This window comes from Arsukibacterium perlucidum DSM 18276 (assembly GCF_000382165.1).
Lineage (GTDB): Bacteria > Pseudomonadota > Gammaproteobacteria > Enterobacterales > Alteromonadaceae > Alishewanella > Alishewanella perlucidum.
The window spans coordinates 1-23,743 of the sequence record NZ_KB907737.1 but is presented as its reverse complement, the minus strand read 5'-3'; the positions used below and the strand labels follow the sequence as shown (position 1 = coordinate 23,743).

Genomic DNA, 23,743 nt, shown 5'->3' with positions numbered 1-23,743 from the left:
TATTTTTTTCAGTTTAGCATCACTACGCATTACAACAGGTCAAAAAATAACCGAACAGTTAAATTGCATTAAACATTTTTCTGAATAGCAGGAAATTGCTACTAATTAATAGAAAATTTGTTGAAGGTTATTATGGCTGCAATTATCGCTGGTGAAGGTTTAGGGTATTTCAATAGCTCGTTAAGCAATGGTATTTCGAGTCAGGGCGGACAGGCAACACTAGGCCAAGCCAAAGAAAATATCTTCGTTAATGCCGCAACCGGTAATCTGGTAGTGCAGGGCCAGGACGAAATTATTAAGGGCCTGGGCTTAGGGTTTGGCATGTCCAGAACCTACAACAGCCTGGGTAACTTCGACGGTGATAATAATGACCAGTGGCGCCTCGGGTTTATCAGTGATATCAGCCTGGAAGGTACTGCTAACCAGGCTGGCAGCCTGATTGTCAGAACGACTGCCGATGGCTATGAGCAAGTATTTAATTATGATACCAGCGCGGGTCACTATATCAGCACTAAAGGTGCTGACAGCCATGATGTCATCATTTGGCAAGGCGCTACCGCATTATTTAAACTGGATGGCCGTGAGCAACAAACTGAAACCTATAACACCCTAACCAACCAGCTTATCGCCCGCGCCGATGCCAACGGTAATACCACATCTATTAACTACTCTGCTGGCAAGCCAACCAGTATCAGCGTGAGTACTAAAACCGGTATTCAAACAACCAATTTATTGTATAACGCTGCAGGGCTGCTTGAAAAAATTGAGACAATAGATCCGGCCAGCAGCCTTAATGCCGTTAAAGTGTATTATGGCTACGACGCCGAGAACCGTCTCAACAGCATTAAAATTGACAACACCCCCGATGACCGCTCTATTTCCGATAACGATGTTTATCAGATCGCATACACCTATCACGGCACCAGTAACCGACTAGCGTCAATCAGCCAAAGTGACGGCACCTCGTTTTCTATCGAGTATGAAGACAATGGCGCTGGAGACTATCGTGTAGTAAGCACCACTCAAAGTGGCGTCAATGGCAGCATGATTACCAGTTATAACTACATCAGCGAAAGTCTTACCCGGGTCACCTATAACAACAGTTGGTGGGGTTTTGACGAAAGCATTGACTACCAATTCGACACAGCCAAACGACTTGAGTCGCTCAAACGAACCATTAACGGGCAAATTGTAACTACTCAATATGGCTACACGTCATCAGGCCAGTTGGAAACCATCCAGGATGGCCTGAATCATCTCACACGTTTTACCTATGATTCCAAAGGCAACCAAACCAGCGTCACAGATCCTGAAATGCGGGCGGTCACCCGCACTTTTAGTACTGATAACTTATTATTAACTGAGACAACTGGAAGTAATACCAGCCGCTTTGTATACGATGGTAGTAACTTGCGCTTTGCAGTTGCTGCCGATGGCAGCGTGACCGAATACCAGTATGATGCCTTTGGTTTGCGTACAAGTATGCGCCAATACACTGTCAGCAGATATGATGTGGGAGGCCTGACAGAAACAGATAACATTACGCTGCTATCGCTGGAGAGTTGGGTAAGCAACCTGACAAATGTCGAACAACAGCTTGCCGAGTACCAGTATGATTTTCGAGGCCAACTTTCTGCCGTCACGCAGTATAATCAAATCGACCTGCAAGGTAACGGTGCCGGCGCTGTAGCAACCCAGAAATTTGTCTATGACTACAACGGTAATTTACTACAGGAAATCAGTGCCCGCAGTGTTGAGACGGGCGCACCTGAGAACTACCGCAAAACTTACCAATATGACGGCCTGGGCCGGCGGGTGCAGGCAACCGACAGTTTAGGCGTAGTCACGTCTTATGTCTTTGACGATGCCAGTCAGAGTATTGTCACACAATACGCAAATGGTTTGTGGCAGACTGAAGTGTATGATCATATGGGCAGAATTATTGAAGCTTATAAAGGGACATCAGAACAGTCAACAGAGTTCGAATATATAAATTATGTCCGTGATGCCAGAGGGCAAGTCGTTGCCGAAATTAGCAACCAAGGTAATACAAGGACTTACAATTTACATGACTCCGCTGGCCGTATCGCGGCAACAGTTGATGAGAGCGGTGCAGTAACGAGATATTTTTACAACAATGCAAATCAGTTAATTAGTACAGTTCGTTACGACAACAAAGTGAATACTGAAAGCTGGTACGACAATGAAGCAATTGCCAATATTAATGTGAAGTATATTTTAGCGTCTTTAAATGATTTAATTACAGTATCAGACCAAGATAGACGCACTGAGTATATGTATAACAAAGCGGGTCAACTGCGCTTTGTTTTAGATCCCGAAGGCTATGTGACCGAGAGCCGTTACAATGCCCGCGGTCAACTTGTCGCCACTATTACCTATGACGATATCGTCACTGATTTAACGGCCTTTGCCAGTGCTGATAATTCTGCTATAGCCCAGCGGGCCAGCCTGTTGCAGTACAATAAAAATGGCCAGCTTGAGTTTGAGACCGACGCCGAAGGTTACCTGACCCAGTATTACTACGATGGTGCCGGCAATAATATTGCAATACGGCACTACGCCAGCGCGGCAACGCCTTTAACAGCGGTTGCCAGTGCCGACGATAAGGTTTCTTTTTCGTTCTATGATGCCGCAGGCAGGCTAAAAGCCACGATTGACAGTGACGGTAAAGTCAGCTCAATGCAGTATGACGTTGACGGCAATCTGACTGAGCAGCTTGTCTATGCCACAGCAGTGCGCGACCATCAGCTGGGCAATGCTCTTATTCTGCCGGCCGGGGAAAAGCGCTCTACCTATTACCAGTATGATAAACGCGGTGCATTAACGCTTGAAAGCGCCTCCGATGGCAGCGCTATTACGTATCACTATGATGACATGGGCCAGTTAATTAAGCGCCAGGCGGGCTCGGCTGCCCTGCTAAGCCAAACTGAACTAAGCGTGGCCGAGCTGCAAAATGACATCAGCACTGAGCGTTTTGCCTTCGATAAACTAGGCCGGCAAACTGCGTCACTGGATGCGAACCAGAATGCCCAGCTGGCTGATGCCAGCGCAGCGGAAATTGAAGCCGCCTTCAATAACACCGGCGCAATGCAAAAACAATACGATTACACGGGCAACTTAGTCTCTGTCGTCGATGCCAGGGGCTTTAAAACGCTGTTTTATTATGATGAGAAACAGCAACTGCGCTATATGGTCGATGCTGCAGGGCAGATAACTGAATACACCTACACCAGCTTTGGTCAGCGTGAGCAGACCCGCGAATATATTAATCAATTCAATACCACTGAACTGGCGGGGTTAACCGGCGGAGCTTATAGCTCGGTTCAGGCACTGGTGGAAGCCAAGCGTGACGACATTAATGATATAACAACGTCCCAGGAGTTTGATAAGCGCGGCCTCACTGCCAGCAGCACAGATGCAGACAACTACGTTAGCGAATTTAAATATAATGCCTTTACTCAGCTGATAAAACAAACGACCCGAAATAAACTAAGCGAAGGAGCTGGAGAAACCCCACGGGTAGATGAATTTAGCTATGACAAGCGCGGTTTGTTGCTGCAGCAACTGCAAGACGTTGGCGGTGCTGAGCGTATCAGTACTAACACTTACGACGCCTTTGGCCGCTTGGACACCACCACCAATGCAGCGCAGCAGCTCACCACCTTCGAGTACGATACTCAGCGCGGTATCAGCCCGGACCAGGTTGGCAAGGTGGTTATCAGCAAAACCATGGTTAATGGTACAGAGCGGCAAAGCATCAGCCGCTACGACCTGTTTGGCCGCGTGTATCAGCAGGTTGATGCGCATGGCAATATCACCAGCTATACCTACAACGACGCCGACAACAGCATCACCGTAACTGGCGCAGACAACGTACAGCAAGTCACTCGCCGCGATGCGCGTGGCAGAGTCACCGAGGTACGGGTTCAAACAGCAGATGATGCTGTGCTACAAAATAATCACTATGTCTATGACGCCAACGGCAATATGACCGAGCGCTGGCTAAACGGCGTTAAGCAAGAAACCAGAACCTTTGATAATAATAATCAGCAGCTCACCAGCACCGATGCGAACGGCAAACAAATCAGTACCAGCTATGATGGTGTTGGCCGGGTAATAACCCGCATTACCGACCCCGATGGCCTGGCATTAACCACCAGCTGGGACTATCAGAAACGCGGTACCATCGTAGACCAAAAACAGTTTTTCTCTGCCACGGAAGCGCGTGTGACCACTACGCACTTTGATAAAAAAGGCCGGGTAAAAGAGGTTATCAGGTTGGGCCTGGACCCGGTTGACGGCTCAGTGGAGCAACTTAAAACCCAATACAGCTACGACCGTACCGGCAATAAGTTAACGGTAACTGAAGGCGCCGGCAGCAGCCAGCCTATTATTACGTCATACCAGTACAACGCTCTTGGACAGTTGGTTTCATCTGCCAAAGGCGATGATGCCCCTACCCAGTATATTTACAACGACAAAGGTCAGTTGGTTGAACAGCGCACCATGATTGATCAGATAACGACAGTAACCGGCACCATTAATCGCTATGCGCAACAAGTTTATCGCTACAATGACGCTGGTGAGCTAACCGTAAAACTGACTGTCTCAGCGGTTTCGCCCACACTAAAAGCGGCGGTTGAACGCTACGAGTACGACAAGCTGGGGCGCCAGGTTAGCACCCACCGCTACAGCAGCTTCTTGACGCTGTCACAGACGCAAACAGCACTCACAGCTGATTTAATCGCGCTGGATAGCAGCATCAGCAGCTTTATCGGCAGTGCGGATAAAGTGTCTGACTACACTGTGTATGATAGCGAAAACCGCAAAACGGCCTACATCGACGCCACCGGCGCCACCACACTATACCACTATGATGGCTTAGGCCGCGTTACCGAGCAGGTGCGTAAAGGCCGCTATGCCGATATCAGCGCCGCCAATATCAGTGCGCTTAAAGCGGGTACCTTTACAGCCTCTGCCATAAGCTACAAAACCGGCGGTGTGGCGGATGCGCGCATTGCCAATGTCTACGATAACCAGGGCCGTTTAAGTTACTCGCTCACCGACATCGATGGCAATCAGGCTGCAGTCAAACACAATAGCTACGATGCCGCCGGTAATCTGGTTAAAACCACTGCCTATGCCAAAACTGTTGCTTACCAGGCACAATACACCGCCACCACACTCCATAATGCCTTAATCAGTAAAGGCGCGATAAACGACACCAATAACCGGGTTAACGGGTTATTCTATGACAAAGCTGACCGCCTGCGCTTTAACGTCGACAGCAGCGGCGCCGTTACCGAAAGCCGTTATGACAACAGTGGCAAAACCGCCACCGTGGTGCAATATGCCAGCGCATTGCCGAACACACCTCTGGCGGCAAAATTTACTGCCGGCACCCTCACCTTTAATGACCTGCAAACCCAATACCAGGGCAATGTCTTCACCAGCACCGACAGGGTTACGGAAAATAGCTACGACAACGCCGGTCGCTTAATTGCGGTTAAAGACGCCGAGGGCTTTACCGAAAGTTATAAGTACAGCGCCAACGGCTTATTGTTTAGCCGGATAGATAAAAACGACAAAGAATGGCGTTTTAACTACGACAACAGTGGCCGGGTAAGCGCTGAGTTCAGCCCGATGTTAACCGGTATTAAAACGCTGGTCGGCGATGCTTATCAAAGCATCAATGGCTTCGCCGTTAAGCAGTATCAATATGATGCGACCGGCAATGTGACTGCCATCAAAGAAGGCGTGCATCAGGGTAGTAGCGTCCCCGGCACCGTCGCCTTTTATGGCCAGGTGCGCGAAACCACCTTTGGTTATGATGCCGCAGGCAGGCAAATAAAAGTCACACAACCGGTAGCTGAAAACGCGCCTATCACCTTTTCAACAACAGAATATGATGCACTGGGCCGGGCTGTCAGAAGTGCCGTGATGGTGGACACCAGCAACGAGTTTGTGACGTTTATTTCCACGGTCTCACAAAAGCATCATGTTTATGATGCCGCAGGACGCTTGCAATTTGAGTTAGACGCCACAGAGCTCGACTGGGCTGTCACTACTAAAGCTAACGTTAGCCAGTACCAGTATGATGTGCTGGGCAATCAGACTTCAGTTAAACGCTTCGCCAATACCATTGATTTACAGTGGTTACACGACAATACGTCCTGGGGGCACGGTCAGCCGCTAACTGCCACAGATGTTTTTGCCAGTAAAAATGTTGATGGCGTCACCGAATACGCCTTGGTAACCGATACCACCAAGGACAGAATCCTCACCACTACTTATTACGCTAATGGCCTGAAAAAGGCCGTTACTGAAGCAAGCCGCACTTACTACTATCTTGATGCTGACGGCTATACTCGTAACGCCACCGGCAGCCCTACGACCCACTTCAGTTACAATGCCTTTGGGGACATTTGGAAAACGTCGGTACTGAGCCACCGCGCTACAACTGAAGTCTGGTCAGATAACTTTCAAGGATACAGCTCCACTGAGCACTGGTCAGACAGCTACTACTACTACAGTAATACCGGAAACAAAATTGCCAGTGTCGATGCCGGCGGTTACCTGACAACCTGGCAATACAACAGTTTCGGCCAGGTCAATGAACAAACTGAATACGCCAGAGCAATAAACAGTTCAGCATTAACAGCAAACTTAGTACCAACACCGCCTGCAGCCGGCAATGCCATTACCGGCCAGGACCGCAAGACAACTTATGCTTACGATGAAATGGGCCGCTTGCTAACAGAAACTAAGCACAATGTGCAACTGTGGCAACGCAGCGGTAGCAGCAGCGCCATAACCGCCTTAGCAACCACTAGCACAGTAAATAGCTACGATGCACTAGGCCAGTTACGTACCGTAAGCCAAAATGGCAACTTAACATCGGATATTGGCTACGATGTATTGGGCAATATTAGCTCTACCAAATCAGCCAGCTTTGCTGCGTTAACATCTACCGATGCAGCAGTAATAAATAATACAAGTGGTCTGCAAAATGAGGCTGCTTACACCACTGTTCAGCAAATTACTGCATATCAGTATGATGTATTTGGTAATGCAGTTGAGATCCGCCAAAAAAGCGCGTTAGCTGCCGACGATATTGTTACCCAGCACAAATACAACAGCCGAGGACAGGCTATAGAAACCACTAACGCAATGGGGCAAAAGGTAACCGCTGAGTTTGACCATGCTGGCAGACTAATCAACTCAACAACTGGCTATACCGAACCTTCAGATGTTTACAGTTATCAGGTATATCATTTCGTAACGGAATATGATGCCGAGCACAATCGTGATTTTGTTTACCGAGCGCCTATGCCAGGCTGGTTAACTTTTGATGTCAGCAGCGGAACATTCAGTGGCAGAGCACCAGAAACTGGATCTATTACCTTACGAGGGCAAGCTGAGATAAACGGTGATACAAGAATTATTCTGATAGAACTTAATTATACCGCTGGAGACTTTGTTGAAAACTCTTTAACTGGCTGGGATACCGTTGATATCGAAGAAGCTGAGAAAGAAGTTATCCAGTCTTACACTTATAATCTGCAAGGGCAGCTTACTCAGCAAGCATTGAAAATTCGTCAGACAGGTCAGCCGACTGTGACGGAAAGTTGGGATAGCTTTTCGTATAATAGTTTTGGCGAAGTAGCAACAGAAAATGGCACCTTTTACAATTACGACTTATCTGGCAATTTATTGTCCACCAACAAAAATAATGCAGTCAAAACTAATGGGGTAGATCTGGCTGGTAGGGTTGTAGCCACTGCTGATAACGACGATTTCTATCAAGCTACAGCTTATGCACTGGATAGTTTGGGTAGAATAACCACCGTGTTCTTACCAAATTTTATACTGTATGGCGAAGCACTAGTCGAAGGTAAAATTCAACAGGATTTTGACCGCTGGGGTAATGTGACTCGCTATACCGATGCCAATGGCTATGTTTATCGGTACCAGTACAATGCGTTGAACAAAGTTACCGTTGAAACACGACCCGATGTTATTGACGTTGATCAAACCGGGCAAGCCAGCGTTATCAGCCCAACAACGCAATACCGCTACGATGTAATGGGTAACCTGCTTGAAACTGAAGACCATTACGGTAATAAAACAGGCCAGGTATTTAATACTTTAGGGCAGTTGGTTCAGACCATCGATGCGCTTAATACCCGCAGTTACTCGGCATTTGATCAGTTTGGCCGACAGGTCGCCACTCAGAACAGTGCAGGTATGATCGCGACTACCAGCTATAATGCTGCCGGCCAGGTTACTGCCGTTGGTGATATCAGACAACAATCTCAGTCAGGCAGTTTTTACAACCATACGTTAACAACCTATAGCTACAACAACATGGGCCATCGCGTCAGCCAGCTCGATGCCGCAGGCTTTGCGTATCAGTATAAACACGATGCCAGAGGCAACGTGATATATGCCAAAACGCCTGAGGGCCAAATTAAAGAGTTCGCATATGACCGATATGGCAATAAAACGCTGGAACGATACAGTAATGTGTATGCGAATAACGATTTAAATCAGAATACCTGGCAATACTCAGAGTTTGGTAATCTCATCGCACATAATGATTTGGGTGGTAAAAACTACAATTATACGTATGTTACTTATGAAAAGTACGATGAGGATGGCAATTACATTGGTGACTATGAGTCAAACCAGATTGAGACAGTCACCAGTGAGCATGGTCAGAGCTTACGATACAGCTACTATGAAAATGGCTGGATAGAGTCTGTTATTGATGAAACAACCGGAGCTCGCAGCGGATATGTATATGATGCGGCCGGGCAGCGCACAGTTGAAGAAAGCACTTCAGTAAACGCCTTTAATGAAACAATACGTTTTACAACCTATACCAATTATGACAGCAATGGTCGGATAAAGTCTGTAAACACAACCGACACCACCGGCCGCGATGTTTCGAAAATCATCTACAGCTACGACGCCCTAGGCAACCGTCGCTCTATGAAAGTCTGGAATGGCTATGAAGGCCAACTACCTTATGTCGATAATTATGCGCCAGAGCCTGAAGATGATGTGCGGGTACAGGTAAATGCTGAACAGCAAATACCGGAACAACTATTGCAGTTCTGGGATCCGGACAACAGCTATGGCGATACGCCATCTTATGAGTACACTTTCAGAATAAATGGTGAGCAATTGTCATTGGCTGAGATACAACTTCAGTTTCCGTGGTTAGAAATTCTTACTATTGATGGAACGGGCAGTATTGCTGTATCGGGCACAGCGCCGACATCGTTCGCCAACCAGACTTTGCATCTTGAGGTTACTGCATCGGATGGTGATTTGGTATCTAGGTCGGCAGATCTTTATATTGATGTTGAAGGGCCGGCAACCTGGGCCCCTATTCGGAATCAATATTTGGTTCAACACATTGAGTTCGACTATTCAATTGGCAGAAATGGTAATGACATTACAGGATTTCTTCAGGGAAATACTGGTGCTACGTATAGGATTGGCACTAGTACTGCTGAAACGGTTGGTGGTCCGATTGATGTAAGTGATGCTTTGGACACCGCGGCACTTTCACAAGGGATATTGGCAATAAACCCCAATTATACAGGAGATGTTGAGCAGCTGACGCTGACCCTTATTGCAACAGTAAACGGTGAAGATATTATATCAGACAGCTTTACTGTTATATTGGATTACAGCCCTGGTGCAAATGAACACACTTCTGTTTCCGTTAGCCCGGGCGAGCAGCTAAATGAAACAATTCCGTTTACCGATAGGAACCTTACAACAGACCCAAACTGGCTAGACAATCCTATTACTACCCAACCTTTAGTTTATACTTATTGGCTGGACTACGAAGAAGTAGTTCCTGATAGCAACGGGCTTATTAACGGTTGGCTGCAAGTTAGCACCGGTGAAGATGGCGTCATTATCAGTAATGGTTCTGCTATTCCGAATAGCGCTGCACGTGATACGCCCTACCAGCTGCGCATACAAGCTTCAGATGGCTATAACACTGCAGATACGATCAATGTTGATATCCAGGTACAGCAAGGAGTCAATCAGGCACCGATTGGTGATATTCCTGATATTGTCACAAACGAAGGTGACACATTCAACTACAATATTGCAACCTACCTGACAGATCCTGATGGCGACACCATAAACTATACAGCACAAGTATTTGTGCGAGAATACGATCCGGAATTAGGGCAGTTTGTCGAAGTTCCGGTTGCAATGCCGCAAGGCTTGATCTTCAGTAGCAATGGGTCACTATCTGGCATCCCGGATCAAGGTACAAATGGCATCTACATAGTCAGGATAAATGCAGATGACGGAATTGTCAGTACCCAACGTGAATTCACGTTGACAATAGCCAGTGTTATCACTCCCCCTGTCGGCAATACGCCACCAACGGTTAGCCCTTTACCAGATAAAGTTTTCATGGAGGGTGACTATCTTAACTTCAGTGTCGGCAGCTATTTTACAGATGCCGATGGAGATAGCCTGAGATTTACAGCTACGGGTTTACCCCCGGAAACAGTGATTAGCCGTTTTAGCGGCAATATTCGTGGCCGCTTACCTTGGCCAAGTGCTGGTACATACAACGTTACAGTTACAGCAACAGATCCCGATGGAGCATCGGTGAGTGGCATATTTACCTTAACGGTAAACGCTGAGCCGGTTGGAATTAACCAGGCACCGCGCGCAATCAGAACAGCAAATTTTGCTGTAGCCGGACAATATGAATATTTCAGTTATACCATTCCAACTACTACGTTCATGGACCCGGATGGTGATCCGCTTACTTATAGCGTGAGTGGTTTACCGGAAGAACTATTTTTTTCAGGCGACACCATTTCAGGTGTACTGTCAGAGTTTGGTAGTTATAGAGTGATTATCACTGCAACTGATCCTAGTGGTGAAAGTGCTTCATCCAGCCTAACAATTAGGGTACTTGGCGATAGAACTTTACTACCAAGAGTGGATACGCCGACTGATCCCTCACTAGTAAACATGCACCAGTCGCACGATGAAATATCGATACAAAATGTAACTAACTATAATGCGTTTGACGCTGGTACCCGTGCAGCTGAGCAGCAAGTCATTGTTGCACCGCTGTCTGAGCCTAACCCAACCGAGCCTGCTACTGTGCAAGAGCACTGGTTTAGCTATGATCAGCTAAGCCGGGTAGTAATCGACGGTGGCACATTAACCGCGGGCCAACTTAGCATTACAGACCAGGGGCAATACCTTGAGTACAACAGTGCTGGCCAGCAAAGTATGGTAATTGCCAACGGCGGCAGAAGTGCTACCCAGTACAGCTATAATGCGCAGGGTCTGCTTGGTCAGGTGAATGCCTATAAAAATACCAGTAATACTGACCTCTATACCAACCCCGACGCTTTAAACAGTGCAAACTGGCGCAAACAAGCAACGTATCAGTACGATGAATTAAACAGGATTAGTCAAACAAATAACTATTTTGGCCTGAATGAAACGACCAGTATTGACGTATGGGGCGAACTTCCTGAAGGCGATGTCTGGGGCTATGTCCCGGTAACAATTGAGCTTGCGGGCGCTTTAAAAAATATACAGCACACTTACTATCGCGGCGATGGTAACGTTAAATACGTTGAAGAGTTTGGACTGGATAGCAGTTGGCATGACACTCTGGCAGAGAATCTTGGTTTAAACGAACTGATATTTCCAAGTCCGGGGCAGCGTATTGATGGTAGCTATGGTGTAAATGTTGATGATTTAGACCTGCTCGCAACAACAAGCTATGGCAACTTCTACAATCCTGCGGGAATCAATAGTGGTTATATTTATACCAAAAACGCCCGTTTTTATAATGAAAACAGCAGCACGCCTGAATCATATCAATGGATGTTTACCAAAACACTGGAAGCACGCGGTAGCTTTCTTGAAAAATCTGTTTCAGGCGTTGCCACCAGTGTCAGTAGTGGCAGTTTTACTCCCGCCTCTACCTTCAGTACCTATGATGTCAATGGCAACCGGATAGCGGTAGAGGAGCGTGTTAATGGCGAAACTCAGGTCGAGGCGCGGCATTTCTTTTACAGTGCCGACGGTCAGCTGTTACGCAAGTTCGCCGGCACCCAAACCAGCTTACTAAGCGACCCTACCGCTAACACCCGGGTAGGTACCGGCTTTGTGGCAAAAGGCGCCATTAGTAATTACCAGTACAGCAATGGCAATTACTTAGGTGAGTATGATACTGACGGTAATGTATTCTTTAAAGAGCAACATTTTAGTGCGCCAGACAGCAGCAGCACCAGCAGTCAGCGTTATACAGCGCGTGCCGGCGATACATTACAAGGCATCGCCCAGCTGTTTTATGGCAGCAGCGACTACTGGTACATTATTGCCAGCGCCAACGGCCTAAGTGCCGACAGCCCATTGCAGGAAGGTACCGCGCTGGACATCCCCTCCCGGGCTAACAGCGAGAACCGCAGCGACAGCTTTAAGCCAATGGACCTGGCGCAAATTATTGGCGATACCACGCCAGCCCTACCCTACGCCCCACCGCCACCAGCGGCTGGGTGTAATGCTCTGGCAACGATCATTATTATTGCTATTGTTGTTGTGGTAACAGTGTATACCGCTGGTGCGGGCACTAATGCAGCAGCTTCAGCAGGTGCAAGTGTTGGTTCAGCTTCCGCAACCACAGCGGCAGGAGCTACAACTATAACAACAGCCGCAGGTACCACACTTGGAGTTGCAGGTACTGGAACTGCGGCGCTAAGCGGTGGCTTAGGTGTAGCAGGGGCAGTTGGCGCAGGTGTCGGTGGAGCGGTAGGTGCTTTAGCAGGACAAGTGGCTGGTAATATTCTCGGTGTTCAAAACGGCTACAGCCTGAAAAACGCCCTGGCCTCAGGCTTAACGGCAGGCTTTACCGCTGGGCTAGGTAGTGCTTTGGGTGCCGGCACTACTGCAACACTGAGCGGGGCACAAAAAGTAGCGTTAGCAGCGGGTAGTTCTATTGCGGGTACAGCTGCCAATAAACTGGTTGGTAACCAGGCCAGCTTTAACTGGCGTAATGTCGCCACTAGCGCGCTAACCGCAGGTGCCATGCACCGTCTGGGCTTGACCGACCCTAACTCGCCTTTTGAGCGTTTTAACGAAGGCCAGGGTATTGTTAGCGGCACCCTAAGCGGCATTGCTGGCGCAGCAATCGGCTATGGCGCAGGTAAGTTGATTCAGCAAGGCAATGACCGCCCCAGCTGGAACTTTAGCAGCGTAGCAACCGATGCCTTTGGTAATGCATTGGGTAATAGCTTTGTGGCGAGCCGTGTGAAAGCTGAAGAAGATAAGCTTAAAGCCGCGGCAAAAGCTGATAGCGCGGCAAACAATCTGGCAGCAGTAGCCAGCGGTGCAGATCCTGCTTCGCCAGAAGCCGCACAGCAATTGTTTGATAAATATGCTTCACCAGGGCAGCGCGACCAGGTTCGTTTTGATGAAACGGACGGCAACCTGCGTATATCACTTGAGGGTGGCAATTCCGCAGGCGCAGTGAACTTAACCACGGGTGTTACTGACATCGGCATGGTCCGGCAGCAGCACGAGGCACTGATAGATTTTATTTTTGCTAATAACCTAACCACAGACAGCCACAGTGCTTTACTGGGTATTAGCCAACAGCTTTACACTCAGCGCAGTGATTATTACTCAGATGATAATATTGCCGGTAGAATGCAAATCGCCAGAGACGACGGCATAACGCGTGGTATTTACAATGTAAATCAAGCTACTATGTTGCGCAAAGCCAGCTTTACCGACTTTGATGGTAATTTAACCGGTGCTGATTTATGGGGTGCTGCGCGCTTGGTACAGAATGACTTTGTTAATGCCATTAACACAACATTGGAGTATGGCAGTTATATGGTGGGTGGTGCAGGTTTATTAGCCGGTGGCGTGCGCTTAGCAGGCAAAGGCTTGCTGGCAACAGCGCAAGCTGGCTTTCGTGGTAGCTTTATTCATGGTAGCAGTAAGTTGGGTGCCATCGGGGGTATGGCTAAAGGCAGTACCGTAGCTGGTTTAGGTTATGGCACTGCACAAGCTGGTTGGAATGTGTTAACCAACCCGGCAGGCGTTGCTGACACGGTTCGCACTATTTCAAGCGACATTAGCCGCACCGGTGGTTTTACTTATGCAACCGGTATAGCCGGCGAAATTGAAGCAGGCGCTAAATTTAATATGGCGGCAGGTGTTTTTGTTGCCGTTGACTTTAAAAATGGCGATATGTTTGGCAGTTTTTATGCTAATGCTGAAGCTGGCGGCAAATTAGGCCTGGCGATACCGTCGGCTAACCTGAATTTAGAAAACACGCTCTATACATCGCCAGATTTTACTAGGGCTATGGCAGGTGGTTATACACATGTAGGCTTAGGTGATAATTGGAAAAACACCAATAAGGCACTTGGCCTCTCATATGTAAGCGCAGATAAAGGCAATATTGGTGGCATTCAGCTATCAACCCAACTGTTCGGCAAAGCACCTAAAACAGGCCTATACCGTGACCCAAATGCTTTTAGTATGAGTGGAGAAGGTGGTTACTATGACTGGCGCAGAAGTAAATGGGTGTCAGGGGGCAATGAATGAAGCTATGGCAAAAAGTTTTACTCATTGCATGGGTAATTGGTTTGTTAATTGCTGGCTATGGCATTATTACCAGTGAAGATAAAGCGATTTATCGGTTAAAAGAGTGGACACCTGACACCCACTATAGGGTGTTAGAAATTTACCCCCAAAACGCTCAGGTGCCCAAAACCGGGCGCCTCGGCGCCTTTTATTCCTGCTTAACATTTTATCAGCGTGGTATAGATAGAAGCGTTACGACACCTATTACTGCTATAAATGAGAGTTTTGAAATAAGGGTAGATGAAGATATTGTGATTGATTTTGGTGTTAACGGTGTGGAGGCATATTCGTTTGATTTCTTGATATATGGCAAAAAGCGAGAAATTATTTCAGGGACAGACATCTACGCCGTTAACTGCGATATCCGCCTGTTGGATAAGCCCGATAGCGATATGCACTGCGAAGACCGCTTGCTAGGCAACAGTATCAGGCCGGTGTGTACTTACCGGCCTGAGCAAGACAACAACACAAATAACGAGCAATAACGATGAAACATATCTCCCTTGCCCTACTGGGGCTGGCTACTGCCAGCCTCAGTGCTGCGCAACCTGTTAATACCGACCCCTGTTACGCGGCTGGTGAAGCACAAAACTATACTGCGGTGCTAAGCGAATGCCCTGCCTTGGCCGCTGAAAATGATATGTTTGCGCATTTTTTTATGGCTACGGCCATTGTTTCCAGCAAAACCAGGCTTTTTGATCTAGAGCTCAGCGCTGATGAACGGGCACAACGCACATTTACGCTGCCAACAGAGGAAAAAATAGCAATATCTGATGCCAAGCAGCACCTTGAGGCCGCAGTGGAACAAGGTCACACGAACTCGCATTTTTTACTGGGTTATATTTTACTGAAAACCCAACTTAACATGTTATCTCCGTCCGGCCCGGATTATGGCAGGGCTGAACAACTGCTGCAAACTGCTGCAAACTGCTGCAGAGAATGGCAACACCGGCGCAGTAGATGTATTGGCAGAGCGGGCAGTTTATTTTGGTCCTGATCAAGCCGTTATTGAAATTAAACCTGCTTTTTTGCCTTATTTACAACAAAAAGCCAGTGAGTCAGGTGAGCAGCAACGCTTTTATCAGCACCTTCTTAGCCAATACCAGCAATTTGCCAACCAGCGCTCTGCGGCACTAGGCAACCCGGATACACAACTACCTGAAGCCGTGCGAAAAGAAGGTTGGCGATTGCTAGGTGCAGACAGTGTCGAACAGCAAAAACAAGGCGTGCAGCTACTGCTAAGCGCAGCAAGCAGAGGTGACGCTGAAGCCGACTACATTTTAGCGAGACTGGCAGAAGATCAGAAAAACCAGACTAAAGCACTCGAACACTATGATGCAGCTGCAACGAAAGGCTATGCCAGAGCCATGTTATGGCTGGGCGAGCACTTTGCCTGTAAGCAAGATAATGACAATGCTTATGCATGGTTACAGAAAGCGACAGCAGCAGGTGATGGTGACGCACAAGACGCCATTGACGAGCTGAATACCTATGGCGATTTGGCCAATTGCATGAAATAAATTGGATATCCCGTTCATATCGTTCGAATACGGATGTCCGGTTTAACAACTGAGAAAAGCTCACCTTCCAACGGATAATTGTGCGTCAAACACGGCGCACATTTTGAACATATGCCCTTTACCAAGTCAGAATTAACAAAGTTAATTAAGTAATTAGTTAATTTCCATTAAACATTCTTCTCAATAACAGGAAATAACTGTTATTGGGTATTAGCACAGCTCCAATATTTTTAAGAATATTGAAAAGTACAATAAACACATCGTCGCATACGAGCTATCAGTAAGGTGTATCCGGTTGATTACCCGCTAAATTATTAAATATATAGATAAAAGAACTATCAGGACGTTATTAAACATGGATATCACGATGCTAAGCAAAAGTATAAAAACAATACCATTTGGGCTAATTTTATTGGTGCTCGCGGCACTATCCGGTTGCGGAGGAGGCAGCAGCGATGCCGGGGGCAGCTATGCAGGCGCATTTACCTTAAGTCAATCTGCAATTCGCATTTCCGGCACGCCCATGTCGGTAAGCACTGATCGTAAGCAGATAAACATAAATATTACCGGAAAAAATGTCGCCTATGCCGGTGCCGCCTACACCGATGGCCAGACGCCGGTCAATTGGTTAAATTTCGAAATGTCAGGCTCAGGAAGTAACTATGTGCTAACACTGTCTGTGAATCCCCAATTGATGTCTGTTGGTGTATCTACTGCTTCTTTTAGTGTTGGTACCACTGATAGTAAGGGTAATCTGTTGACGTCTAAAGTTGTTACGGTCGAGGTGGATCTTTGGCAAGCGTTAACGTTAAGCGAGCATTCCAAACAAAATCATATGGTATACGGTGCTTTTGCAGAAACGTTGTCTGTGCCCATTTCATTTACCGCAGACAACCGCACTAAATGGGAGGTTACCAGTTCAGTCGATTGGTTTACGTTTGATGCGAGTTCAGGCCAGGGCGGCAGTAATATTAACGGTATCGTTAATACCTCAATGCTTCAACCAGGAACTCACAATGCAGTAATTACACTGCGCGATCTAACCAATTTCAGCTATCACGGTTTTAGCTATCAAATAAAACTTGATATGCCAACTTTTGAATTTTCAGCAGATGAAAACGTTATCGGTGGCCCTAAAGGGATAGAGCAAAACTCATTACCAATTCAGTTTTCCATCAACACTGGCGAGCATTCACATGCTTATAAACTGAGCTTTGAAACTGACAATGGTATTGAATGGCTGAGCGCAGATGAGGCTGAGGGGTATGTAAACGGAAACGGTAAAACGCTGTATATTCGCAGTATCGCACCAGAAGATATGACCGGTACTTTTAATGGCAAAGCAACTTTGCAGTTAACTGTAGGTGAGCTTGAATTCGAACGTGTTGTTGATGTGACACTAAACAAAGAGTTAAGTCAGATAAGCCTGAACGTCTATGCGGTGGCGTTAAGCAGCGCGCCAGATCAATCGTTGCTGCAGCGTCAGATAAATGTATTTAACAGCGTAAACCAGGAAGATTTTAGCTGGAAGGCAACTAGCGATATGCCGTGGCTAACGGTGACAGCTTCAGGGGGCGGAAACCAAGCTCTTACTGTACAGGCAGACCCATCAGGACTGGCCTCAGAGCAGACCCACTATGCCACTGTAACTGTTACATCCGATGAAGCAGTTAATACTGAGCAAATTAAGGTTGGTTTTAGCATTTTGTCTTCAGTACCTGAAACACGATATTTTAGCCTGCCAGGTATCGACGACGTATATCCTGATCGCGTCTCTCACGCCGTAAATCCGTTTAAGCCAGAGATTGTTATTGGTTTTGAAAATACGCTTAGTGTTTACAATGTCTATACTGCCGAACCACTTTATACCCTGAACAATTTTGGCAAAATTCGTGGAATCGCGTATTCAGTTGATGGTAGTAAGCTGTTTATTTTTGACAAGCTCAACCAGCAAATTCAGACACTTGATGCAGAGACTGGCACAGAATTAGAAGTTTACCACATGGATCAAGTACAGCAGGAACAGCTGGGATTGCTGCACATTAAGCAAAATAGTAAATCTATGTTGTTGGGTGTGCCGGGAAAAATTTTTGACACCGACACTGGTTTACCATTGCCTCTTGCCAGTAAGGCTATTACTCCGGCTGGGCTTAGTTTGAACGCTAATTACTCTCCTGCGTTAATTGTCGACAACTATGGAAAGTTGTATGATTTTGGTTACTCATTACTAAATGGTGGTGAGGTTAACAGCGTGATCCAGCGATCAATAATTAAAGTTAACACCGGAGGTTTTGATAGACTAGCTTGCTTTGAATCATCAGGAAAATATATTTACTTGGGTTATCAACAGTCCTCATTTGCTGCCTATGGAATGGCGAGCGACAACATTGTCGACTATGTTTTACCGAGCCTAAACCCCAGAGCGATAGTTTGCGCCAGTGACGGTAAAATTGTAGGCGGTGGAAGATCCTTCTATCACACCGAAGATATTTTTGTTTATGCTGCAGATGGCACTTCGCTTGGACTGCTTAAGTCGTCGATTGAACATACCATTGTTTCCGGTGGTATAGCTGTTTCCAGTGATAGTAGCGAGATTATTGCGTTATCCTCAATTAATAGATTGGGCGAGAAGGTACAAGTAAAGTTTATGCGCTCACCAACCAGTAATTAGTTACTATAAAGTTAAGTCAGCGTCTCTTTTTAAAACGCTGGCTTACCTATCCTTCAGATAATTCCAGCAGAACGACAATCTGCTGGAATTAAATTTAAATGAACCGTCAATCTAAATAAGCTTTGCCAACGCTTCTTTATGTAATTGGCTGATCCGCCCCTTGGATAATTCCAAAATATCGGCAATTTGCTGAAAGGTCATTCCTTGTTGATAGTGCAATTTAATAATACTAAACAACGGTTCCTGCAATGTTGCCACTTTTGAGACAATTCTATCGGCAAAAGCATTATACTCCGGTGATGAATAAGCACTGCCTTGTAACATAAGTGGCTCGGTTTCCTGCACCGGATTTTGTAACGCATAATCTACCGCTAAATCCAATATAAGCTCGCTTAAGGCGGCAAAAGGACCTTGCTGCAGACTTTGTGACGCACTGAGTAAACCCGATACCAATTCACTGGTTTCTTGCTCTGAGCGGCGTAAATTAGCGGTTTTTTCTGAGTAACGAAATATGCTGTTAAGAATACAGCCTTTAATTCTGTGGCGGGCAAAGGTAGAAAACTCAAACCCCAACTCAGGGTTAAACCGGTCAATTGCTTCTAGTAAACCAAGATGCGCATATTGCACAAAATCATCAGGCTCAGCACCCGGAATAAAAACCCGCTTGGTCCATTGCATAGCCTGTGAAGCGGCCCAATTCTGGTATAACCTAAAAATAGCTTCCCGGGCGCTTTTGCAAGCGCCGTTGCCAAATTGCTGCCACAATTGTTGCTCAGCGAGTTCCATAGGCTAACTAAAACTACTGACCAAAGATTGAGTAACCAATGACCAGCCATCAATTAACACAAACACCATCACCTTTATCGGTAGCGCAATTGAAATGGGCGGTACCATAATCATCCCTAACGACATCAGCACGCTGGCGACGATAAGGTCAATTAACAGAAAGGGAATAAAGATTACAAAGGCAATTTGAAATGCGGTTGTCAGCTCACTGAGCAAGAAAGCCGGGATCAGGTATAACAGACTGACTTCTTCTGCAGATGCTGGCAATGGCGTTTTCGCCATCTGATAGACAGCAGCAAAATTACTTTCCCGGGTTTGGCTTACCATAAAGCTTTTTAATGGGGCAATGCCGTTGTCAAGCGCCTGCTCCAGCGAAATTAGCTGACTGTGATAGGGTTGCACAGCCTGTTCATCGATCTGTTGCCAAACCGGCTGCATACAGTACAGCGTTAAAAATAATGCCAGTGTCAGCAACACCACATTAGGTGGGGTTTGCGGTAACCCCAGAGCATGGCGTAGCATCGATAACACGATAATAATGCGGGTAAAAGCGGTAACGGCTATCAGCATTACCGGAACAAATGACAGCACCGTCAACAAAGACAATGTTTTCAGTTCAGGCGCCCAGGTAACGGCATCCTGCCAAGTTTGTTGCCACGCATTGTAATCGGTGGCGGCTACAGCCTGCGGACTTACAATAGTCAACAGCAAAAAAATGACTTTACTACTCAACAGACACTTCCTTAACATCCAATTGTGTCATACCAAAACGGCTTTCCAGAACCAGGTATTCTTTGCCCTGAAATCTGATTTGATGCAGCATTTGACCAGTAGCTAATTTGTAACGATTACTAACAGGCTGCTCTGCTGTACCGGAAATATTACGCTGACTTGCATAACGCTTAATACCGAACCACAACATAATCAGCACCATGCAAAACAGCGCTAACAGCATAATTTGCCAGTCGGCAATGCTATCAGTCTGGCGAAACTGCAAACCTTCCATGCGTTATACCCGCTCAGAGAGTTCTGTTATTTCGATAGCAAAATGCCCATCTGCTGCCACCAGTTTACCGCGGGCGACAACCTGGCCATTGAGCAGTAAATCGATATCGTCATGTACGGCCGTGTTAAGGCTGACAATATCGCCCTGACAAAGAGCATACAGCTCTTTAACAGACATACTTGCCGCACCTATTTGTGTTTCCAACTGGACGGCTAAGTTTTCGATTAGTGACAAGTCTGATTTAAGCAAAGGCTTACCACTTGGCTCAGCGTCGGCTACTGAAAACTCTATAGGTTGTACGTTCGTTTTATTCATGTTTAGCTCCTGAAAGATAAAGCGCTTTTTTACCTTTTTGATCCACCAGATAACCGGTTATCGAAACCACTTTATCATCGCGGTAAAAGGGAATAGGTGCGGAAATTGGCTGCGATAATGTTATCACCGAGCCAACCTGCAAACTTAGTAGCTGTTTAATCGGTAGCGATACCGGGCCCAAACGGGGTGTAATGCTGACCAATGCTGTCTGCATTGCAAACTGACGTTGCGATAGAGCTGGCTTTGCAATTGTGACTTCTGGTTCGGAACACCGTTTTAGAAGTTTATTAACCAAGCTGGCACTGAGGCGAATAACCACAGGCTGACAATTTATCATCAGGGTCAATTCTACTTGCCATTGGTCCAGCTCTGCCGTGGTATCATCAGATGCCGGAGCTGCTGTATATCGTGCAGATAAATCTGCAAGCACAGTGGCAGCAAATTTCTTAACCAGCAATTCATCTGCTTCATCCTGCGGCTGTGGTTTGAACATTAATGCCTGTGAAAAAACCGCATTGAATGTCGGCTTTGGCTGATAATGTAAAGCTACACCCTGGTTACAGTGCTGGCAATCTTCTAATGCTGGCAACTCAGCAAACAAATGCTGGTTGAAGTTTATACTGCAATCGTCTACCGCACAGCCAAACCAGTGCTTGCTCCAGCCATCAGCCAATTGGGTACAATAATGCTCAAGTTGCTGCTGTTGCAATGCACTCATTACACCTGCTAATTTAACTTGCATTAACGGCCCCGGGTATTTTCGTATAGTTGTTCCAACATTTGGTTGGCCACATTTAACATCCGGGAGCTGGCTTGATAACCACGCTGAATGATTATCATGTCGGCAAACTCTTTTGATAAATCAACGTTAGACAGCTCGAGGCTTTGTGGCGCTATTTTGCCCAAGCTGCCTTCTCCGGCACGCCCTAACGTCAGTGAGGCATTGTCTTTGCTACGAAACAAGCTACCTTCTACCAGCTCTAAGGCGTCTTTATTACTAAAGTCGCTTATCGCAAGGCGTAAATGGCTTTTTTCCTCGCCGTTAGCGTATTTTAGTACCAGCGCGCCGTCGGCAGTAAAGCTGATTTGTTGTAAGTCACTTAAAGCGTAACCATCATCTACCTTAGCTTTAATGGTAGAGGTTGCGCCGGATGCCACCGACGTTGTTTTGCCGAAGCCCGTGCCAAAGTCAAATGCTACTGGTGTTTTATTACCGCGGGAGTCTTCAAGCTCAAAGTTAAATGCATTAAAGCCGTCCGTTGGTGAGCCATCGGTATTAAAGCGCAACTCTGCCGTATGAAGGGTATTGTCATCCGTATCTTTTACGGTAACTGTCCAACTGCCTGCAACCGTGGCACTTTTACTAAAGGTCAACTTTAACTCAGTAGCCTCACCCAGGCCGTTATATACCACTACGCCATTTATACTATGCTCTGACATTTCAGAAGATAAATTCCCGCTTAAGCTGACAGAAGTCGTCGCCTTGGGTGGTAGCACTTTTAGCCCGCTGATATCCAGCTTTTGTAGCTGGCCATTGCTATCCAGAGCTGCAACTGCCGCGCCACTAGTCCGGTCAACCAGCTCACCCTGATCGTTGAACACAAATTGGCCGGCCCGACTGTAGAATTGCTGATCATCTTTTAGCAGGGTAAAAAAGCCATTGCCGGAGATCGCCAAATCAGTTGCATTACCTGTCTGGCGAATATCGCCTGCAGTAAAGCGATAGCCCAGACTATCTATCTGGGTACCGTAAGAGCCTTCACTGAAAGACAGACTTTTGTAAAAATTCTCTCCACCACGAAAACCTGGTGTATTCATGTTTGCAATGTTATTACTAACGGTACTTAGATTGTCTGAAAATGAGAACATCCCTGACAGCCCTGTATAGAAAGCCTGTAACATATTGTTTCCTTTTGTTTATATTAGTTTTCTTGCACCAGCTTTATCTGGCTTAAGGTTATTTTATCAACAAAGCTACCATCAGCATTTAACACAGTCAGCGATGGACCTCTTTCCCCGTAACTAACAGCCTGAACTGTGCCAACAAAACTGGCACCGGTTTCAGTTGTTACCTGAACCTCTTTACTAAGCAGGGTTAACGCCTGATTTGATGAATTCATGGTCAGTAAGCCGACTATGTTGTCGTTTATCTGGCGGCTCTGTTCTAAAGACGAGAACTGGGCAAGTTGAGCAAGAAACTCACTGTTATTAACTGGCTCCAGCGGATCCTGGTAGTTCAGCTGTGCCAAAAACAACTTGATAAACTCTTCCTGCGATATTGCACTGCTATTTGTTGCAGCTGCGCTCTGCGGTACTGCAGGCGCTCCAATGGATTCAACCTGCATAACTCTGCTCCTTATTACCATGCTCCGACAATGGCTTGCCATTGAGCCAAATTTCCTGCACGTCGCTAAAACCAAAGGTGCCTTCCTGTTGGACCTGGTACAAACGTTTTACAGTCTCTGATCTGTACCAGCAACAGTGGACACTTCACTAAGCACTGTTCTTCAATTCAAAATTCTCTGGGCTGAGATAGCCAAGAGCACTATGCCTTCTGGTCTTGTTGTAATCAACCTCAATGTATTCAAAAACGTGCTGTCGCATTGTTTCCCTATCCATTATCGGCTCGTCCTGGATTGCTTCAACTTTCAATGAGTGGAAGAAGCTTTCCGCGCAGGCATTGTCCCAGCAGTTACCTTTGCGGCTCATGCTTTGCACCAACTGGTGCTTTTTAATCAAGTCTCGGTAATCATGCGA

General features: G+C 46.6%; 13 protein-coding genes. 5 read left to right on the top strand and 8 right to left on the bottom strand.

Annotated features, from left to right (window positions below; translation table 11 throughout):
• The first annotated feature begins 132 nt into the window (after positions 1 to 132).
• From H141_RS0118080 to H141_RS0118060, 5 genes are all read left to right on the top strand, one after another.
• The gene (locus tag H141_RS0118080; protein ID WP_157611019.1) at positions 133 to 14,649 is read left to right on the top strand and encodes a putative Ig domain-containing protein; all 14,517 of its coding nucleotides are present in this window, start codon (positions 133 to 135) and stop codon (positions 14,647 to 14,649) included.
• Positions 14,646 to 15,173 carry a hypothetical protein gene (locus H141_RS0118075; protein ID WP_019677697.1) on the top strand — a complete coding sequence of 176 codons (528 nt, stop codon included), beginning with the start codon at positions 14,646 to 14,648 and terminating at the stop codon, positions 15,171 to 15,173. Before H141_RS0118080 ends, H141_RS0118075 begins: the two co-directional genes overlap by 4 nt.
• 2 nt (positions 15,174 to 15,175) lie before the next feature.
• Entirely contained in the window at positions 15,176 to 15,685 is a 510-nt protein-coding gene (locus H141_RS21680) for a hypothetical protein (RefSeq protein ID WP_019677696.1), read from the top strand.
• The gene (locus H141_RS0118065) at positions 15,579 to 16,208 is read left to right on the top strand and encodes an SEL1-like repeat protein (RefSeq protein ID WP_157611017.1); all 630 of its coding nucleotides are present in this window, start codon (positions 15,579 to 15,581) and stop codon (positions 16,206 to 16,208) included. Before H141_RS21680 ends, H141_RS0118065 begins: the two co-directional genes overlap by 107 nt.
• A 355-nt stretch (positions 16,209 to 16,563) precedes the next feature.
• Positions 16,564 to 18,879, top strand: a complete 2,316-nt coding sequence (locus tag H141_RS0118060) for a BACON domain-containing protein (protein WP_019677694.1) — start codon at positions 16,564 to 16,566, stop codon at positions 18,877 to 18,879.
• Between the two features lie 111 nt (positions 18,880 to 18,990).
• On the opposite strand, the gene H141_RS0118055 is transcribed toward H141_RS0118060, so the two are convergent.
• The 8 genes from H141_RS0118055 to H141_RS0118020 form a co-directional block, all read right to left on the bottom strand.
• Complete coding sequence (locus H141_RS0118055; RefSeq protein WP_019677693.1) at positions 18,991 to 19,665, bottom strand: sigma-70 family RNA polymerase sigma factor; 675 nt, start codon at positions 19,663 to 19,665, stop codon at positions 18,991 to 18,993.
• A 3-nt stretch (positions 19,666 to 19,668) separates the two neighbouring features.
• Positions 19,669 to 20,397 carry a flagellar type III secretion system pore protein FliP gene (gene fliP, locus H141_RS0118050; protein ID WP_019677692.1) on the bottom strand — a complete coding sequence of 243 codons (729 nt, stop codon included), beginning with the start codon at positions 20,395 to 20,397 and terminating at the stop codon, positions 19,669 to 19,671.
• Positions 20,390 to 20,671, bottom strand: coding sequence for a hypothetical protein (locus H141_RS0118045; RefSeq protein WP_019677691.1), 282 nt, complete (start codon positions 20,669 to 20,671; stop codon positions 20,390 to 20,392). Before H141_RS0118045 ends, fliP begins: the two co-directional genes overlap by 8 nt.
• Before the next feature lie 3 nt (positions 20,672 to 20,674).
• Positions 20,675 to 20,986, bottom strand: a complete 312-nt coding sequence (locus H141_RS0118040; RefSeq protein ID WP_019677690.1) for a FliM/FliN family flagellar motor switch protein — start codon at positions 20,984 to 20,986, stop codon at positions 20,675 to 20,677.
• Positions 20,979 to 21,728 (bottom strand): FliM/FliN family flagellar motor C-terminal domain-containing protein, encoded by a 750-nt coding sequence (locus tag H141_RS0118035; protein ID WP_019677689.1) that lies wholly within the window; start codon positions 21,726 to 21,728, stop codon positions 20,979 to 20,981. Before H141_RS0118035 ends, H141_RS0118040 begins: the two co-directional genes overlap by 8 nt.
• Positions 21,728 to 22,888, bottom strand: a complete 1,161-nt coding sequence (flgF, locus tag H141_RS0118030; protein WP_019677688.1) for a flagellar basal-body rod protein FlgF — start codon at positions 22,886 to 22,888, stop codon at positions 21,728 to 21,730. The genes H141_RS0118035 and flgF overlap by 1 nt, the downstream gene beginning before the upstream one ends.
• 20 nt (positions 22,889 to 22,908) lie before the next feature.
• Positions 22,909 to 23,331 (bottom strand): flagellar hook assembly protein FlgD, encoded by a 423-nt coding sequence (locus H141_RS0118025; protein ID WP_019677687.1) that lies wholly within the window; start codon positions 23,329 to 23,331, stop codon positions 22,909 to 22,911.
• Positions 23,332 to 23,479: 148 nt separating this feature from the next.
• The coding region (locus H141_RS0118020) for an IS3 family transposase (RefSeq protein WP_019677686.1) at positions 23,480 to 23,743 on the bottom strand (264 nt) is incomplete at its 5' end.

What these genes read in the sequence shown, in the direction of transcription:
- H141_RS0118065 (WP_157611017.1), top strand. Translation starts at nt 15,579, where the DNA reads ATGGCAGGGCTGAACAACTGCTGCAAACTGCTGCAAACTGCTGCAGAG.
- H141_RS21680 (WP_019677696.1), top strand. Translation starts at nt 15,176, where the DNA reads ATGAAACATATCTCCCTTGCCCTACTGGGGCTGGCTACTGCCAGCCTC.
- H141_RS0118075 (WP_019677697.1), top strand. Translation starts at nt 14,646, where the DNA reads ATGAAGCTATGGCAAAAAGTTTTACTCATTGCATGGGTAATTGGTTTG.
- H141_RS0118060 (WP_019677694.1), top strand. Translation starts at nt 16,564, where the DNA reads ATGGATATCACGATGCTAAGCAAAAGTATAAAAACAATACCATTTGGG.
- H141_RS0118045 (WP_019677691.1), bottom strand. Translation starts at nt 20,671, where the DNA reads ATGGAAGGTTTGCAGTTTCGCCAGACTGATAGCATTGCCGACTGGCAA.
- H141_RS0118040 (WP_019677690.1), bottom strand. Translation starts at nt 20,986, where the DNA reads ATGAATAAAACGAACGTACAACCTATAGAGTTTTCAGTAGCCGACGCT.
- H141_RS0118025 (WP_019677687.1), bottom strand. Translation starts at nt 23,331, where the DNA reads ATGCAGGTTGAATCCATTGGAGCGCCTGCAGTACCGCAGAGCGCAGCT.
- H141_RS0118055 (WP_019677693.1), bottom strand. Translation starts at nt 19,665, where the DNA reads ATGGAACTCGCTGAGCAACAATTGTGGCAGCAATTTGGCAACGGCGCT.
- flgF (WP_019677688.1), bottom strand. Translation starts at nt 22,888, where the DNA reads ATGTTACAGGCTTTCTATACAGGGCTGTCAGGGATGTTCTCATTTTCA.
- H141_RS0118035 (WP_019677689.1), bottom strand. Translation starts at nt 21,728, where the DNA reads ATGCAAGTTAAATTAGCAGGTGTAATGAGTGCATTGCAACAGCAGCAA.
- H141_RS0118080 (WP_157611019.1), top strand. Translation starts at nt 133, where the DNA reads ATGGCTGCAATTATCGCTGGTGAAGGTTTAGGGTATTTCAATAGCTCG.